This is a genomic window from Kineococcus xinjiangensis (genome assembly GCF_002934625.1).
Lineage (GTDB): Bacteria > Actinomycetota > Actinomycetes > Actinomycetales > Kineococcaceae > Kineococcus_A > Kineococcus_A xinjiangensis.
This window is the reverse complement of record NZ_PTJD01000001.1, coordinates 478022-495144: the sequence shown is the minus strand read 5'-3', so window position 1 is coordinate 495144 and position 17123 is coordinate 478022. Positions and strand designations below refer to the sequence as shown.

Sequence of the window (17123 nt, the reverse complement as noted above, 5' to 3'; positions counted from 1 at the left end):
CCGGGCGATGCCCCCGGTCCTCCCCGTCCGGGGAGGACCGGGGGCATCGCCGCGTGGGGTCGAACCGCTGACACGGGCCCGGGGGAGGAGTACTGTCTCAACCGGTGCGCCGGGAAGCCTGGTCGGCAGTCCGAACTGGACGACGACCGCGAGAGGACCGGCCATGCCCACGATCGACCCTGCCCTGCCCGCCGTGGAGGCGGAGGGACTGAGCAAGCGCTACGGGCGGACCCTGGCGGTGGACCGCCTGGACCTGCGCATCGAACCCGGGGAGGTCTTCGGGTTCCTCGGCCCCAACGGCGCCGGCAAGTCCACCACCCTGCGGATGCTGCTGGGCCTGGCCCGGCCGACCGCCGGCCGCGCACGGGTCTTCGGCGACCCCGCCGAGGACGTCCGCGCCGCCCACCGCCACCTCGCCCACGTCCCCGCCGACGTCGCCCTCTGGCCGAACCTCACCGGCGCGGAGGCGCTGGAGCTGCTGGCGAACCTGGGGCCTGGCACCGACCTCGGCTACCGCGACGAACTCGTGGAGAGGTTCGACCTGCGGCTGGACAAGCCGTGCCGCGCCTACTCCACGGGCAACCGGCAGAAGGTGGCGCTGGTGGCGGCGTTCGCCACGCGCGCCCCGCTGCTCGTCCTCGACGAGCCGACCAGCGGGCTGGATCCGTTGATGGGCCGGGAGTTCCAGCGCTGCGTGGTGGAGGCCGCCGCCCGCGGGCAGGCGGTCCTGCTCAGCTCCCACGTCCTCGCGGAGGTGGAGGCGGTCTGCGACCGGGTCGGCATCCTGCGGGCCGGGCGCCTCGTCCAGGTCGCGGGCCTCGCCGAGCTGCGCCGCCTGCGCCGCCACGAGTTCCACCTGTCGTTCGCCGGGCCCGTCCCCGCCGGTCTCGCCGCGGTCCCCGGTGTGGCCGACGTCGAGGTCCTCGGCGAGGGGCGCGTCGTGCTCACCCTGGCCGGTGAGCCCGCGCCCCTGCTGCGGGCCGTCGCCGGGGACGACGTGGTGCAGCTGTCCGTGCGCGAGCCGTCCCTGGAGGAGATCTTCCTCGGCTACTACGGGGAGGCCGCGCGATGAGCGCCGTGGCCGCCCCGACGGCCCCCGCCACCCCGGCGGTGGGCGAGCCCGGCCGGGCCGTCACCGCCCACCTGGTGCGCGAGCTGCGCCGCGGCACGCTCGTCGTCGCGGCGCTGCTGGCGCTGCTGCCGCCGGTCGTCGTCGTGCAGTACCGCGAGACCGTGGGCGGCGAGCTCGGTGCCGGTGCGCTGCAGGTGCTCGCCACCAACCCCGCGATCCGGACGCTGTTCGGCCCGGCGGTCGCCCTCGACGACCCGGGCGGTTTCACGGTGTGGCGGACCGGGCTGATGACGACGGTCCTCGTCGCGGTCTGGGCGCTGCTGTCGACGGTGCGCGTCACGCGGGGCGAGGAGGACGCCGGCCGCTGGGCGCTGCTGCGCGCGGGAACCCTGCCCGCCCGCTCCCTGCTCCTGCGGGTGGCGGCGGTGGCGCTGGCCGCGCAGGCCGTCGTGGGTGCCGCGCTGGCCGCAGGGCTGCTCGTCGTCGGCACCGAGCCGGCCGGGGCGCTCCTGCACGGGGCGGGGACCGCCCTGACCGGCGCGGCCTTCGTCATGCTCGGCCTGGCCTGCGCGCAGGTGCTGCCCGACCGGCGCAGCGCGGCCGGCGCCGGGGGAGCGGTGCTCGCGGTCGCCTTCATGGCGCGCATGGTGGCCGACGGCTCGGAGCCCTTCGGCTGGCTGCGCTGGCTGAGCCCCTTCGGGGTGCTCGGTCAGGTGCGGCCCTACGCCGCCGACGACCCGGTTCCGCTGCTCGTGCTGGCCGGCATGGCGCTGCTGCCGGCCGTGCTCGCGTTCGTGGCGGTGGAGCGGCGCGACGTCGGCGCGGGCCTGGTGCGGGTGCCGGACGAGCGCGCCCCGCGGACGGCGCTGCTGGGCTCCTCCACCGGGTTCGCGGTGCGTCGCGGGGCGCGCGGCTGGGCGGCGTGGACGGCGGGGGTGGCCGCCTACTACCTGCTGGTGGGCCTGCTGACGGTGTCGCTGACCGGCTTCCTCGGCGACAACCCGCAGTTCGCCTCCGCCGCGGCGGAGGCCGGCTTCACCGGCATGGGCAGCGCGGAGGGCTACCTCGCGGCGGTGTTCGCGCTGCTCGCCGTCCCCGGCGGGTTGTTCGCGGCCAGCCGCATCGCCGCCGACGCCGCGGACGAGTCCGCCGGCCGCCACGTGCTCCTGCTCTCCCTGCCCGTGTCCCGCCGCGCGCAGCTGGCCGGGCACGCCGCCGTCCTCGCGCTCGGCTGCACCCTCCTCGCCGCGCTGGCGGGAACGGCGGCCTGGGCGGGGGCCCGGATCGCCGGGTCCGGGCTGGGGGTCGCCGCGGGGGTGGGCGGGGCGCTGAACACGGTGCCGGTGATGCTGGTCAGCCTCGGCGCGGCGGTGCTCGCCTTCGGCGTCCTGCCGCGGGCGGTCCTCGCCGTCGGCGCCGTTCCCGCCGCCGGGGGGTTCCTGCTCCTCGTGTTCAGCGACACCTTCGGCTGGCCCCCCGCGGTGCGGGCGCTCTCGCCGTACGCGCACGTGGCAGCGGTTCCCGTCGAGGCGCACGACGGCGCCGGGGCGGTGGGGCTGCTGATCGTGGCCCTGCTGCTCACCGCGGCGGGGGTCGCCGCCCACGGCCGCCGCGACGTGCGGGCGTAGCGCCGGGGCGGGTGGGCCGGTGCGGGTGCACCGGGCTCAACGGCCCGTGGCGGCGCTGCCGAGGGTGCGCTGCGCCCAGGCGCCGACGTCGCCGCGCTGCAGCGCGACGGCGAGGAGGTCCGGGAACGCGTCCGGCGTGCACGCGAACGCCGGAACCCCCAGGGCGGCCAGTGCCGCGGCGTTGTCCCGGTCGAAGGCGGGCGCGCCGCTGTCGGACAGCGCCAGCAGCACCACGACCTGGACCCCGGCCGCTGTCAGCTGCGCGACACGGCGCAGCATCTCGTCGCGGACCCCACCCTCGTAGAGGTCGCTGATGAGCACGAACATCGAGTCCGCGGGACGGGTGATGAGCGACTGCGAGTAGGCGATGGCGCGGTTGATGTCGGTGCCGCCGCCCAGCTGCGTGCCGAACAGGACGTCGACGGGGTCGCGGAGCAGGTCGGTGAGGTCCACGACCTCGGTGTCGAAGACGACGAGCGACGTGCGCAGCGCCCGCATCGAGGCCAGCACCGCCCCGAACACCGACGCGTACACCACCGACTCGGCCATCGAGCCGGACTGGTCGATGGCCAGCACCACGTCGCGCGCGACGGCCTGCTGGTGGCGGCCGTGGCCGACCAGGCGCTCGGGGACGACGGTGCGGTGCTCCGGGAGGTAGTGGGCGAGGTTCGCGCGGATGGTCCGGTCGAAGTCGAGGTCGCGCAGCTTCGGCCGGTGCGTCCGCGTGGCCCGGTTGAGCGCCCCGCCGACGGCGGACCTCGTGCGGTCGGCGATGCGCCGCTCCACCTCGGCGACCACCTTGGCCACCACCGTCCGCGCGGTGGCCTTCGTCTGCTCCGGCATCACCCGGTTCAGCGACAGCAGCGTGCCCACGAGGTGCACGTCCGGCTGAACCGACTCCAGCAGTTCCGGTTCCAGCAGCAGCCGCGTCAGGTCCAGCCGCTCCACGGCGTCGCGCTGCATCACCTGCACCACCGTGGAGGGGAAGTACGTGCGGATGTCACCCAGCCAGCGGGCCACCCGGGGGGCGGAGGCGCCCAGGCCGGCGCTGCGCGGGCCCCCGCGCGGGTCGCTGCCCTCGCCGTCGTAGAGGGCGGCCAGGGCGGCGTCGATCGCCGCGGAATCCCCCCGCAGCTCCACGCCCAGGCAGGACGAGGCCTCCCCGCCGAGCAGCAGCCGCCAGCGGCGCAGCCGGTCGGCGCCGGTGACGAGGGGCTCGAAGCCCGCTGGCGCGCCGGTGCCGAGGGGGTCGCTGCCGGGTGCTTCGGTGCCGGAGGGTTCGGTGCCGGGGGGTGGCGCGCTCATGCCGGAACTCCCAGGAGCATCGCGGCGGTGCGCAGCGCCGGTGCGGCCCGCTCCTCGTCGACCCCGGCGCTGCGCCCCTCGCCCCGCCTCGCTCCGGAGCCCCGCCGCAGCGCGTCCCCGAGCGCGCGGCGCTCCGGCGCGGCGAAACCGCCGAAGGTGCGCCGCAGCAGGGGGAGAACGTCCGTGAACTCCCGCTCCGGCAGCGAGCACACCCACGCGTCCAGCAGGGCGAGCAGGTCCTCGTCGTGGACGAGGACCGTGCCGCCGCCCGAGCCGAGGAACCCCTCGACCCAGCCCGCCGCGGCCGGCGCGGGGGTGCCGCGGGAGAGGGTGAACCCCAGGCGGCGCGCGGCCTCCGCAGCCGGCAGGTCGCCGGAGTCCCGCAGCAGCCGCACGATCCGCCCGGCCAGCAGCCCCGGCGGGCCCTGGCGGCCCGGCTCGACCGCGACCAGGCCCGCCAGGGTGGCCGACCACAGCCGCGAACCCCGCGGGTCCTCCCACAACCCCACAGCCTCGTGCACGGCGTCGACGGCCCGGCGCAGGTCGCGCGCGGCGTCGTCGTCGAGGGAGACGACCGCCGCGGGCAGCGCCGCGCACACCCGCACCAGCAGTGCGTCCGCGACCTGCGCGAGGTCGCCGCTGCCGGTGCGGCGCACGTCGGAGTAGCGGTGGGCGCGCACCAGCGGCGGCAGCGCGGTCATCAGGTGCTCCACATCGGCGTCCGCGGCGGCGCGCACGTCGAGGGCCCGCAGCACCGGGGGGAGCGCCTGCGGCAGCCCCGCGAGCAGGCACCGCTCCACCAGGGCGGTCAGCTGCGGCAGGGTGGCCTCCCCGGCGCGCTCGACGGCCCGGGCCGTGGCCGCAGCCTCCACCGTGGTGCCCCACACCGACGCCTCGATGACGTCCACCGCCAGTTCCGGCCGCCACACGAGCTGCCACGTCTCCCGGAACGTCCCGGTGGACCGGGTGAGCGACGCCGCAGCCCGGCCCCAGTCGACACCGAGGAGGGCGAGGCGGTGCAGGAGCCGGGAGCGGGCGAGGTCGGTGTCCTTGCGCAGGTCGAGTTCCAGGGTGCGCTCGAGCGGGTCGAGCTTGAGGCGCAGCGCCTTCGCGGTGGCGCGCAGGTCGGAGTCGAGGGGGACGGCGGGGGTCTCCGCCGGCACCCGGCCGAGCGCCTCACCGACGACGAGGCGCCGCGTCACCAGGTGCAGGGCGCTCTCGTCGCCCTCGCACAGGACCGCGCGGGTGGCCTCCGTCACCTCCGCCAGCCCGGCCAGCGGCCGCCCCCGCATCACCGCCAGGGCGTCGGCCAGCCGCACGGCCTCGATGACGGAGGCGGTGGAGACGGGCAGGTCCTCCGCCCGCAGCACCCCGGCCACGGCGATCAGCCAGCGCGTGACCGGCTCGTCGGGGGAGGTGAACAGGTGGTGGTACCAGCCGGGGGAGTCGACGCCCGCTCCGTAGCCGGAGGCCGCCGCGAGCCGGGAGTGCGTCCACGGCACCCACGTCAGGGAGACGCGCCGCCTGGGCAGGCCGCGCAGCGTGCGCGCGTCGGCTGCGGCGGGCGGCAGCTTCCCCGACAGGGCGGGCGCGTGCCAGGCGCCGCAGACGACCGCGACGCGCTGGGCTCCCTCCTTCAGGACCGCGCGCAGCACCTGGCGCATGTGCGCCTCGCGGCGCGTCTCGCGCTCCTCCTCCGCGGCGGGCAGCGCCGGTGCGTGCTCGCGGACCGCGGCCATCGCGTCGGTGATGACGTCGAACGGGGCGGGCGCGTCCAGGCGGGACTCCACCACGTCGTCCCACCAGCGCTCGGGGTCGTCGTAGCCCGCGGCGGCGGCGAGGGCCGCGAGGGGATCGGCCCGCAGCAGTTCCGCGGTTCCCGGGGCGGCCCCGTCGCGGGGACCGTCGTCGCCGTGCTCCTCCCCGTCACCGCGCGGGGGTTCGCCGTCCTCACGGCCGGGGCCGGGTTCCGCGCCGCCGGATTCCGCGCCTTCGGGTTCCCCGGTTCCGGACCCGTCGTCCCGCATCGCGAGCACCGCCGCGGCGGGCAGGTCGCAGAACCGCACGGGAACACCGTGCAGCACCGCCCAGCGCAGCGCCTGCCACTCCGGGGAGAACACCGCGAACGGCCAGAACGCGGACGTGCGCGGCTCCCCGGTGACGTGCGCCAGCAGCGCCACGGGCGGCTCCATGTCCGCCGCGCCGGCGAGCGCCACCAGGGGGTCCGCGTCGGCCGGGCCCTCCAGCAGCACGACGTCCGGCTGCAGCGACTCCAGCGCAGCGAGGACCGCCCGCGCCGACCCCGGGCCGTGGTGGCGGACCCCGCAGACCCGCACCCGCGCCCCGCCCGCCGCAGGCGAGGAGCGCACCTGCTCGTGGGTCACCTGCTCCTGGGCCACCGGCTCGGCGCTCACCCCGTGACCTCCCGGCAGGCGCGGTAGAAGTCCGCCCAGCCCTCGCGCTCGCGGGCCACGGCCTCCAGGTACTCCACCCACACCGCCCGGTCCGCCACCGGGTCCTTGACCACGGAGCCCACGATGCCCGCGGCGATGTCGGAGGCGCGCAGCACCCCGTCGCCGAAGTGCGCGGACAGGGCGAGCCCGTGGGTCACCACGGAGATGGCCTCGGCCGTGGACAGCGTGCCCGACGGCGTCTTCAGCGCCGTCCGCCCGTCCAGGGTGGAGCCCGAGCGCAGCTCCCGGAACACCGTCACGACGCGGCGGATCTCCTCCAGCGCGGCGGGCACCTCCGGCAGTTCCAGCGCGGAGCCGAGCTGCTCCACGCGCCGGACCACGATCTGCACCTCCTCCTCCGGTGTGCCGGGCAGGGGCAGCACCACGGTGTTGAAGCGGCGGCGCAGCGCCGAGGACAGCTCGTTCACGCCGCGGTCGCGGTCGTTGGCGGTGGCGATGACGTTGAACCCCTTCGCGGCCTGCACCTCCACGCCCAGCTCCGGAACGGGCAGCGACTTCTCCGACAGGACCGTGATGAGCGCGTCCTGCACGTCGGAGGGGATGCGCGTCAGCTCCTCGATCCGCGCCACCTGCGCCTCCCGCATCGCCACCATCACCGGCGAGGGCACCAGCGCCGCGGGGGAGGGGCCCTCGGCGAGCAGGCGGGCGTAGTTCCAGCCGTAGCGGACGGCCTCCTCCGCGGTGCCGGAGGTCCCCTGCACCACGAGCGTCGAGCGCCCGCAGACGGCGGCGGCGAGGTGCTCGCTCACCCACGTCTTCGCCGTGCCGGGCACGCCCAGCAGCAGCAGGGCGCGGTCGGTCGCCAGCGTCGCCACCGCCACCTCCACCAGTCGCCGCGGCCCGACGTACTTGGGGGTGACGACGGTCCCGTCGGGCAGCGTCCCGCCCAGCAGGTACGTCACGACCGCCGCCGGCGACAGCCGCCAGGCCGGCGGCCGCGGCCGGTCGTCGGAGGCGGCGAGCGCCGCCAGTTCGGCCGCGAACTGCTGCTCCGCGTGCGGGCGCAGCAGACCGGTCGTGCCCGCCCCGCCGTCCGCGGCGGCCGGCGAGGCCCCCGGTGCGCCAGGGGAGGGGGCTGCGGGGTTCGGCGTCAACGGAGCTCCTCGAGCATGTGGCGGCGGAAGGACAGGGTGTCTGCGGCCCCGGAGACGTCCGGGGCGAGCGGGGCGTCGTCGGGCAGGGCCGCGGCGGCGGCGCGCAGCGCGGCCTCGGTGCTCTCGTCGCAGGGCAGGCGCAGCCCCGCGAGGTGCACGACGGGCCGGTCGTACCAGACCGCGGCCCGGCGCACGCGGCGCACCCAGGTCACGACGGAGGGGGCCAGGGGCTCCGGCCAGGGAGCCGGGACCCCGCTGAGCACCCGGAGCAGCTCCGCCGAGGGTGGCAGGCGGGAGCGCCGGTCCCTGCCGTCGTCGGCGTCCAGGGCGGCGGCCGCCACCGTGGCCCGCTCCTGCGGCGGCAGCACGAGCGCGAGGGCGGCGAGGTCGCGGGTGGTCCCGGCGGCCAGCAGGGCCCGCGCCCACGCGGCGTCCTGCTGGGTGCGCGCCGCCTCCGCCCAGCCCGCGTGCAGCACCGCGTAGAGGTCGTCGGCCACCGGCAGGGCCACCAGGTCCTCGGCGTTGCCGCCCAGCGTGTCCTCCCACACCGCCAGCGGGGCCGCGGCCACGAGGTGCTGGAGCTGCCACTGCCTCGCCCCGGTCCCGTGGGGGGCGGGCGGCACCCCCAGGGCCCGCGCCTCCCCGGGGTCGAGGTCGGGCAGCGTCACGACCAGCGTGCGGCGCAGGCGCCGGCGCTCCACCCGGACGTGGCGCAGTGCCAGCTCGGCGCTGCGCCGCCCGTGCACGCTGCCGGGCAGGGCCGCCAGCAGCGCCGCGGCCACCTCCCGCACCGCGGCGCGCCGGTCCCGCAGCGCGACCTCCAGCAGCGGCTCGTCGTCGGGGCCGAGGCCGTCCCGCAGCAGCGGCAGCAGCGCCTCGCGGTCCTCGCCCCGCTCGCTCGCCCACGAGGTGGCCAGCACCTCCCGGGCGGCGGCGGGGTCGGTGGCCCGCAGCGCAGCCAGCCACGCCCGTCGTCCCGCGGGCGCCCCGTGCGCCCACGCCGGGTCCTGCGCAGGGTCGCCGGGCTGCCGCGGTGCGGGCGCGGCGGTGCCGGAGGAGGTGCCCAGGGGGGTGTGCCGGGACAGGGCGCCGGCCCAGGTGGGACGCCACTGCGCCAGCCACCGGCCCCGCTCCCCGGCCACGGCCGCCACCCGTGCCGCCGTGGCGCGCGAGCGCGTGGCCACCTCCAGCAGGTCCGGCAGGAGGACGGGCGGGGCGAGCACGCCCGCGGCGGCCGCGGCGTCCAGCCACAGGGCGAGGAGCGCATCGCCGTCCTGGGTGCCCGCCCGCGCCAGGAGGCCGCCGAGCCGGTCCGCGGCGGCCGGCCCGGCCACGCGCCCCGCCTCCTCCCCGGCGGCGGGTGCGGGCTGCTGTCCGCGCAGCGGCAGCACCCCCGCGCGCTCGTGCACCACGGCGAGCGCGGCGGCGTCGAGCAGCAGCGCCGCGGGGTCCCCGCCCGGCAGCCCGGCGGCACTCGCGCCCACGGCGCCCGGCAGGCCGGCGGGATCCACCGGCCGGCGCGCGGTCCCCAGCAGCGCCGCGCCGACGAGGTCGTCGAAGGAGAGGGGAGCGGGGTCCGTGCCGCTCACAGCGCCACCAGCCCGTGCTCCGTCAGCGCCGACAGCGGGTGCAGCCCGAGCGGGGTCTGCTCGGCCACCACGGTCACCGGCCGGCCACCGGAGACGGCGAGCAGGTGCCACGGCTCGGCGCCCGGTGCCAGCGGCAGGGCGTCGCCCGCCTCGTCCAGCAGGCTGCCGGGGCGGTCCTCGCCCGGGTCCGCGGCCGGCACCACCGCGGCCAGCACCACCGGCCACGACGTCAGCCAGGGGTCGGCGGCCAGCGCCTGCGCCCACGAGGCCAGCGCCGCCGCCACGCCGGCGCCCGCCACGGCACCGAGCACCCCGGGCTCGCCGTGGCGGGCGCCGACCACGGCGCGCGGCGCGGAACCGGGGTGGAAGTGCAGGTCGGCCTCCAGGCTGCGCCCCGGCACCAGCGAGGCGTCCAGCGGCTGCCCCGGCGGGGCGAAGGAGAGCACGACCGCCACCCGCCCGGTGTGCTCCCCGAGCAGGACGACCCGCCGCACCACCAGCCGGTCCTCGGTGCTGTCGCGCAGGGACAGCACGTTCCAGCGGTCGCGCACCGCCGGGGTGGCCAGCACGTCCTCCGTGCGCACCGGGTACCCGACCCGGGCCCGGACCGTCGCGGCCAGCGGCTCGGGCAGGTCCGCCAGCCGGGAGTGGGCGGCGGTCAGCAACCGCAGCAGCGCCAGCTCCGCCAGCAGCCGCCCCGGCCAGCCGTCGCCGGAGGCCGCCACCCCCGCCAGCCGCCGGACGCCACCGGCCAGCACCTGCGCCTGCGCGTCCACCAGCCGCGCCGCCACCGCGTCGACGTCGCCGTAGCCGGCGCGGTCCGCCCCGGCCAGACCCGTGCGCACCCGGTCGCGCAGCCACCGGTCCAGGTCCGCGGCGCCCGCACCCATCCGCTCGGCGCGCTGCTCGGCGCGTCGGCGGGCCGCCCGCTCCGCGTCCCGCTGGACCCCCGTGCCGTCCGCCCCGGCGCTCGTGCCGTCGACCCCGGCGCTCGTGCCGTCGACCCCGGTGCCCGTGCCGTCCGCCCCGGCGGTGGTGCTGCGGGCGGCCTTCGCGGCCCGGGAGTCCAGCCAGGCCGCGGCGAAGTCGCTGGGGGCGGCGGTCTCCTCCACCCCTCCGGCCGACCAGAGCAGCAGCAGGCCGAGGGCGTGCTTGCACGGGAACTTCCGGCTCGGGCAGGAGCAGCGGTACGCGGGCCCGGTGAGGTCGACGATCGTCTGGTACGGCGTCTTCCCGCTGCCCTTGCACAGGCCCCACACCGCGGCCGGTTCGGCCGTGGCACCCGTCTGCGACCAGGGCCCCGCGGCGGCGAGCTTGCGGCCGGCCGCCACCGACGACGCGTCCGGGGCCAGCGCGACCACCTGCTCGGGGCTCCAGCGCTGCGGCACGTCCCCGACGCTAGCGAGCGACCCCGACACCGGTCCTGTCGAGCACCCGGCCGGTGGGGTGCCGGTCGCTGCGGCGGCTGCGGTCTCAGCCGAAGGGGCCGTGCGGGGCGGGGTGGTGGAACAGGTACCCCTGCGCGTAGTCGCAGCCCAGCTCGACGAGGTGGTCCCGCTGCTGCGTGCTCTCGATCCCCTCGGCGATGACGTGCTTGCCCATCGCGTGGGCGAGTGCCGTGACCCCGCCGATGATGCTGGGGGTGTGCCGACCTCCGGGGGAGAGCAGGTCCGCCACGAAGCTGCGGTCCAGCTTGACCGTGTCGACCGGCAGCCGCTGCAGCCACGTCAGGGACGAGTAGCCGGTGCCGAAGTCGTCCAGGGCGATGTGCAGCCCCCGCGCGCGGACGGCGGTCAGCACCCGCTGGGTCGCGTCGAGGTCGTGGAGGGCGACCGTCTCGGTGATCTCGATCTCGACGCGGGCGGGGTCCAGCCCGCTCGCCAGCAGCGCCGCGTCCAGGTGCAGGAGCAGGTCGGGGTGGGCCAGCTGGCGCCCGGAGACGTTGATGCTCAGCCAGGGCCGCCCCCCGTCGTCCCCGGACCAGCCGGCGGCCTCCGCCATGGCGGCACGGAGCACCCAGGCGCCGATGTCGACGATGAGGTTGCTCTCCTCGGCCAGCCCGAGGAACGCGGCGGGCAGCAGCAGGCCCTCCTGCGGGTGGTCCCAGCGCAGCAGCGCCTCCGCACCGACGACACGGTCGCTCCGCAGGTCGATCACGGGCTGGTAGTGCAGGCGGAACTCCTCCGCACCCAGCGCCGTCCGCAGGGCGGACTCCCTGGCGCTGCGGTGCTTCTGCCGCTGGTGGATGCGGTGGTCGAAGACCTCGACGCGGTCGCGGCCCGCGCGCTTGGCCTCGTACAGGGCAGTGTCGGCCTGGCTGAGGACCTCGTCGCTGGAGTCCGGGTGCCGCCCCGCGCTGGCCCCGAACGTGACGGTGACGGAGACGTCCCGGCCCGCGATGTCGTAGTCCCCGCACACGGCGGAGCGGATGCGCGCGGTGAGGGCGCGCAGGTCGTCGACGTCGGCGAGGTCCTCGCAGACCACGATGAACTCGTCGCCCCCGAGCCGGCCGACGATGTCGGCCGGGCGCACCGCCGAGGACAGGCGCCGGCCGAACTGCTGCAGGAGTTCGTCACCGGCCGGGTGCCCGTGGAGGTCGTTGATGCTCTTGAAGTGGTCGACGTCGCAGAGCAGGACGCCGATCAGCTCGCTGCCGCGCCGGGTGCGCGCCAGCGCCCTCTCCAGCTCGGTGTCGATGAGCCGGCGGTTGGGCAGCGAGGTGAGGGGGTCCTGCAGGGCCTGGCGCCGCAGCTGCTCGGCGAAGTCGTGCTGCTCGGTGATGTCGCGCAGGTTGATGACGATGCCACCCACGTCGGGGTCGTCGACGTGGTTGGTGCCCCGGGCGTGCACCCACATCCAGTGCCCGTCGCCGTGCTGGAGGCGGGCCTCGACCTCGACCACCTGCCCCGGCCCACCCGCCAGGAGGGTGGCGAAGACCTCCATGACCAGCGGCCGGTCCTCGACGTGCACCCGGGCGGCGAAGTGCGCCGAGGGGGCGCCGGTGCCGAGCACCCGCCGGGCGGACGGACTGAGGTACAGCGGCTTCGCGTCCTTGGTGTAGACCCCGATGACCTCGTCGGCGTTCTGCAGGAGGGCCTGCAGCCGCGTCTCGGCGGCGGCGGCGGCCAGGGCGTTGCCGTGCTCCTCGGTGGCGTCCCGCCAGTGCACGACGAGCAGGTCGCCCACCGCGCGCAGATGGAAGGCGGTCCAGCCCGGACGCCAGGACGGGCGGGCGTCGCTGACCACGGCGGGGGTCATCAGCTGCTGCGGTTCGCCGCTGTCCACGACGCTGCGGAAGACCGGGAACAGGCTGTCGGCGATCTCGGGCACCATCTCGAGGAGCCGCCGGCCCACCATCGGCCCGAGGCCGGAGGTCCGCACCGCGGCCTCGTTGGCCCACACGGCCTCGAAGTCCACCACCCCGCCCGCGTCGTCGCGCACGGCCCGGTGCACCACCCACGCCTCCGCGTCGGCGGCCACGGCGTCGGCCAGCGCCAGACGCGGGTCGATCCCCGCACCGGGGGCGGTCCCCACCGCGCCCGCCCCGTCGTCCGCCTCCTGCGCGCCGACGGCGGCAGGGCGTGGTGCAGCGTCCACGAGGACCGGGGGCACCGGGCGTCCGCGCCGGTCCTGAGCATCACCCACACTCGTGGGTACCACACGGGGACGACCGACGCAGGAGGTGCGCTGCGGTCCGTCCCGGCCGACACCGAAACCCCCGCGCGCATCCGGCCCCCGTTGTGGTGGTGTGGACCGGTGCTCCTCACCCTCACCACCACGGGAACGCCCGAGCGGCCGGCCACGGACCTCGGGCACCTCCTGCACAAGCACCCGGACCGCCCGCAGGCGACCCCGCTCGCCAGCGGCACCGCCCACGTGGTCTACCCCGAGGCCACGCCCGAGCGCTGCACCGCCGCCCTGCTGCTGGAGGTGGACCCGGTGGCACTGGTGCGGGGCGCGAGGGGCGGCGAGGGGTTCGCGCTCCACCAGCACGTCAACGACCGCCCCTACGCCGCGTCCAGCCTGCTGGCCGTCGCGATCGCCTCGGTGTTCCGCACCGCGCTCGCCGGGCGCTGCACCAGCCGCCCGGCCCTGGCCGCCGCCGCGCTCCCGCTCCAGGTGCGCCTGCCCGTGCTGCCCTGCCGCGGCGGCCCGGACGGCGGGGCGGAGCTGGTGCGCCGGCTGTTCGCGCCGCTGGGCTGGGACGTCGACGCGCGCGAACTCCCCCTGGACGAGGAGGTGCCCTCCTGGGGGGCGTCCCCGTACGTCGACCTGCGGCTGCGCGGGACCGTGCGCCTGGCCGACGCGCTGAGCCACCTCTACGTCCTGCTGCCCGTGCTCGACGACGCCAAGCACTACTGGGTGGGTGCGGAGGAGGTGGAGAAGCTCCTGCGGGTGGGCTCCGGATGGCTGGAGACCCACCCCGAGCGGGAACTCATCAGCCACCGCTACCTCGCCCGCCAGCGGTCCCTGGCCTCGGAGGCGCTGGACCTGCTCGGCGGCGGCGACGACCCCGACGCGCTGGGGGAGGCCGCCGTCCTGCGTGCCGCGGAGGAGGCCGCGGCGGCCGTCGCGAGGCCGAGCCTCGCGGCTCAGCGCCGCGCCGTCGTCGTGGAACTGCTGCGGCAGGCCGGTGCCCGGCGGGTCGCGGACCTCGGCTGCGGGGAGGGCGCCCTCGTCGCGGAGCTGCTCGCCGATCCGGCGTTCACCCGGATCGTCGCGGCCGACGTCTCCTCCCGGGCGCTGGCGGGCGCGGAGCGGCGGCTGCGCCTGGACCGGATGCCGCAGCGGCAGCGCGAGCGACTGGCGCTGCTGCAGACGTCGCTGACGTACCGAGACGACCGCCTCGCGGGCCTCGACGCGGCGGTCCTCGTGGAGGTGGTGGAGCACGTCGAACCGTCCCGGCTGCCTGCGTTGCAGCGCAGCGTCTTCGCGTTCACGGCACCCCGCACGGTCGTGGTCACCACGCCCAACGCCGAGCACAACGTGCGGTTCCCGTCGCTGCCCGCGGGGCGCTTCCGCCACCCCGACCACCGCTTCGAGTGGACGCGGGAGGAGTTCCGCCGGTGGGCGGCGGACGTGGCCGGCCAGCACGGCTACGGCGTGCGGTTCGCCGGCGCGGGACCGGACGATCCCGAGGTCGGCCCGCCCACCCAGATCGCGGTGTTCACCCGGGACGGAGGGGATGCGGCATGACCGGCAACACGACCCCCGGCACGACCCCCGGGACCGTCGACCTCGACGTTCCCGAGCTCAGCCTCGTCGCCCTCGTCGGCGTCACCGGCTCCGGCAAGACGACGTTCGCCAGGACGAGGTTCGGCCCCGCCGAGGTGCTCTCCAGCGACGCCTTCCGCGCGCTCGTGTCCAACGACGAGAACGACCAGTCCGCCACCGCGGACGCGTTCGAGGTCCTCTTCGCCGTGGCGGCCAAGCGCCTGGCGCGCGGCCTGCTCACCGTCGTGGACGCCACCCACGTCCAGCCCGACGCGCGCCGCAAGCTCGTCGCGCTGGCCCGCGAGCACGACGTGCTGCCGACGGCGATCGTCCTCGACCTGCCCGAGCGGGTCTGCGCCGAGCGCAACGCCGCCCGCCCCGACCGGCAGTTCGGCCCCGGGGTGCTCAAGCGCCAGCGCGACCAGTTGCGGCGCGGCCTGCGGAGCCTGGAGAAGGAGGGGTTCCGCCGCGTCCACGTGCTGCGCTCGCAGGAGGAGGCCGACGCGGCGCGCATCGAGCGGACCCGGTTGTTCACGGACCGCCGCGACGAGCACGGCCCGTTCGACGTCGTCGGCGACGTGCACGGCTGCCGCGCGGAGCTGGAGGAGCTGCTCACCCGCCTCGGCTACGTCCTGCGCCACGACGCCGAGGGCCGGCCGGTGGGCGCCGCGCACCCCGAGGGCCGCCGGGCCGTTCTGCTGGGGGACCTCGTCGACCGCGGGCCCGACACCCCGGGGGTGCTGCGGCTCGTGATGGGGATGGCCGCCGAGGGCAGCGCGCTCGTCGTCCCCGGCAACCACGACGCGAAGCTGGTTCGGGCGCTGCGCGGCAGCCGGGTGCAGCTGACGCACGGGCTGGCGGAGTCCCTGCAGCAGCTCGAGGCGGAGGAGGAGGGTTTCCGCACGGAGGTCGTGGCGTTCCTCGACTCCCTCGTGTCCCACCTCGTCCTCGACGGCGGGAACCTCGTCGTCTGCCACGCGGGGCTGCCGGAGCGGTACCACAACCGCTCCTCCCGCCGGGTCCGGGAGTTCTGCCTGTACGGCGAGACGACGGGGGAGACGGACGAGTTCGGCCTGCCCGTGCGCTACCCGTGGGCGCAGGACTACCGCGGCGCCGCGACGGTGCTCTACGGCCACACACCGACGCCGCAGCCGGAGTGGGTCAACCGCACGATGTGCCTGGACACCGGTTGCGTCTTCGGTGGCAGCCTCACCGCCCTGCGCTGGCCGGAGCGGGAACTCGTCGACGTCGCCGCGCGCGCCGTGCACTACGAACCGGTCCGCCCGTTCCCGGTGGCCGCCGCGGAGCCGGGCGCCGGGCCCACCCCACCCGCCGCGGTGGTGCGCGACCCCGACGTGCTGCACCTGTCCGACGTCACCGGCCGCCGGGTCGTGGAGACCCGCCACCACGGCCGGATCACCGTGCGCGAGGAGAACGCCGCCGCCGCGCTTGAGGTGATGAGCCGCTACGCCGTCGACCCGCGCTGGCTGCTGCACCTGCCACCCACGATGAGCCCGGTCGCGACGTCGGCCCGGCCCGGTCTGCTGGAGCACCCGGAGCAGGCCTTCGACTCCTACCGCGCGGACGGGGTGGACGCGGTGCTGTGCGAGGAGAAGCACATGGGCTCCCGGGCGGTCGCCCTCGTCTGCCGGGACGCCGCGACGGCCGCGTCCCGCTTCGGGGCGCCCGACGACGCGCTGGGGGCGGTGTGGACGCGCACCGGCCGCTCGTTCTTCTCCCCGGAACTCACCGCGACGTTCGTGGAGCGGGTCCGCGCCGCGGCGGAGCGCGCGGGGCTGTTCGAGGAGCTCGGCGCACCCTGGCTGCTGCTGGACGCGGAACTGCTGCCGTGGAACGCCAAGGCGCAGGAACTGCTGCGCGAGCAGTACGCCGCGGTGGGAGCGGCGGCGACGCACGCGCTGAGTGCCGCCACCGGTGTGCTGGAGCGCGCCGCCGCCCGCGGTCTCGACGTGGGGGACCTGCTCGGGCGCACGGCGTCGCGGGCCGGCAACGCGACGGCGTTCCGGGAGGCGTACCGCCGCTACTGCTGGCCCACCGACGGCCTCGACGGGGTGCGGCTGGCGCCGTTCCAGGTGCTGGCCGCCGGCGGGGCGACGTTCGCGGAGCGGCCGCACACCTGGCACCTGGGCCTGGCCGACCGCCTCGTCGACACCGATCCCGGCACGTTCGCCGGGACGCGGCGCCTCGCCGTCGACGTCACGGACGAGACCTCCGTGGCGGCGGGGGTGCGCTGGTGGGAGGAGCTGACCGCGGCCGGCGGGGAGGGGATGGTCGTCAAGCCGGCCGCGAACCTCGTGTGGGGCCGCAAGGGGCTCGTCCAGCCGGGCCTGAAGGTGCGCGGCCCGGACTACCTGCGGCTGGTCTACGGCCCCGACTACGCGGAGCCGGGGAACCTGGAGCGGCTGCGGGAGCGGAACCTGGGGCGCAAGCGGTCCCTGGCGAGCCGGGAGTACGCCCTGGGGCTGGAGGCGCTGGAGCGCGCGGCGGCGGGAGAGCCGCTGTGGCGGGTGCACGAGTGCGCCTTCGCGGTCCTCGCGCTGGAGTCGGAGCCGGTCGACCCCCGGCTGTGACCCCGGTGCGGGCACCGCACCGGGGCTGCTCCGCGCGGGTGACGCCCGAGCCGCGACCACGGCCGCGGAGCTACCACGCCCACCGCGCGACCGCTACTCTCAGCACCTGGAGCGCCGGGAAGCCTGGTCGGCAACGACTTCGCCGATCCCGAGAAC

The 17123-nt window shown here is 77.1% G+C and carries 10 protein-coding genes; 4 read left to right on the top strand and 6 right to left on the bottom strand.

Translation table 11 applies throughout. The features are described 5' to 3' along the window. Positions 1-163 precede the first annotated feature (163 nt). Complete coding sequence (locus CLV92_RS02185) at positions 164-1072, top strand: ABC transporter ATP-binding protein (RefSeq protein ID WP_104431092.1); 909 nt, start codon at positions 164-166, stop codon at positions 1070-1072. Beyond that, entirely contained in the window at positions 1069-2700 is a 1632-nt protein-coding gene (locus CLV92_RS02180) for a polyketide antibiotic transporter (RefSeq protein ID WP_104431091.1), read from the top strand. The genes CLV92_RS02185 and CLV92_RS02180 overlap by 4 nt, the downstream gene beginning before the upstream one ends. 36 nt (positions 2701-2736) lie before the next feature. On the opposite strand, the gene CLV92_RS02175 is transcribed toward CLV92_RS02180, so the two are convergent. The 6 genes from CLV92_RS02175 to CLV92_RS02150 all read right to left on the bottom strand — a co-directional run bounded on the left by CLV92_RS02175 (position 2737) and on the right by CLV92_RS02150 (position 12759). After that, a complete protein-coding gene (locus tag CLV92_RS02175) occupies positions 2737-4005 on the bottom strand; it encodes a VWA domain-containing protein (RefSeq protein WP_170112708.1) in 1269 nt (422 codons plus the stop codon). Then, complete coding sequence (locus CLV92_RS02170) at positions 4002-6374, bottom strand: DUF5682 family protein (protein ID WP_104431300.1); 2373 nt, start codon at positions 6372-6374, stop codon at positions 4002-4004. The genes CLV92_RS02175 and CLV92_RS02170 overlap by 4 nt, the downstream gene beginning before the upstream one ends. A gap of 41 nt (positions 6375-6415) precedes the next feature. Further along, entirely contained in the window at positions 6416-7489 is a 1074-nt protein-coding gene (locus tag CLV92_RS02165) for an ATP-binding protein (protein ID WP_211290813.1), read from the bottom strand. A gap of 80 nt (positions 7490-7569) precedes the next feature. Further along, on the bottom strand, positions 7570-9162 hold the full coding sequence (locus CLV92_RS02160; protein WP_104431089.1) for a DUF5691 domain-containing protein: 1593 nt from the start codon (positions 9160-9162) through the stop codon (positions 7570-7572). After that, the gene (locus CLV92_RS02155; RefSeq protein WP_245886332.1) at positions 9159-10550 is read right to left on the bottom strand and encodes an SWIM zinc finger family protein; all 1392 of its coding nucleotides are present in this window, start codon (positions 10548-10550) and stop codon (positions 9159-9161) included. The genes CLV92_RS02160 and CLV92_RS02155 overlap by 4 nt, the downstream gene beginning before the upstream one ends. Positions 10551-10635: 85 nt before the next feature. Further along, positions 10636-12759 carry a putative bifunctional diguanylate cyclase/phosphodiesterase gene (locus tag CLV92_RS02150; RefSeq protein WP_146099376.1) on the bottom strand — a complete coding sequence of 708 codons (2124 nt, stop codon included), beginning with the start codon at positions 12757-12759 and terminating at the stop codon, positions 10636-10638. A gap of 159 nt (positions 12760-12918) precedes the next feature. Between CLV92_RS02150 and CLV92_RS02145 the strand changes: the two genes are divergently transcribed. Then, positions 12919-14358: a 3' terminal RNA ribose 2'-O-methyltransferase Hen1 gene (locus tag CLV92_RS02145; protein ID WP_104431086.1), complete on the top strand. Its 1440-nt coding sequence runs from the start codon at positions 12919-12921 to the stop codon at positions 14356-14358. Further along, on the top strand, positions 14355-16967 hold the full coding sequence (locus CLV92_RS02140; RefSeq protein WP_104431085.1) for a polynucleotide kinase-phosphatase: 2613 nt from the start codon (positions 14355-14357) through the stop codon (positions 16965-16967). The genes CLV92_RS02145 and CLV92_RS02140 overlap by 4 nt, the downstream gene beginning before the upstream one ends. Positions 16968-17123 lie beyond the last annotated feature (156 nt).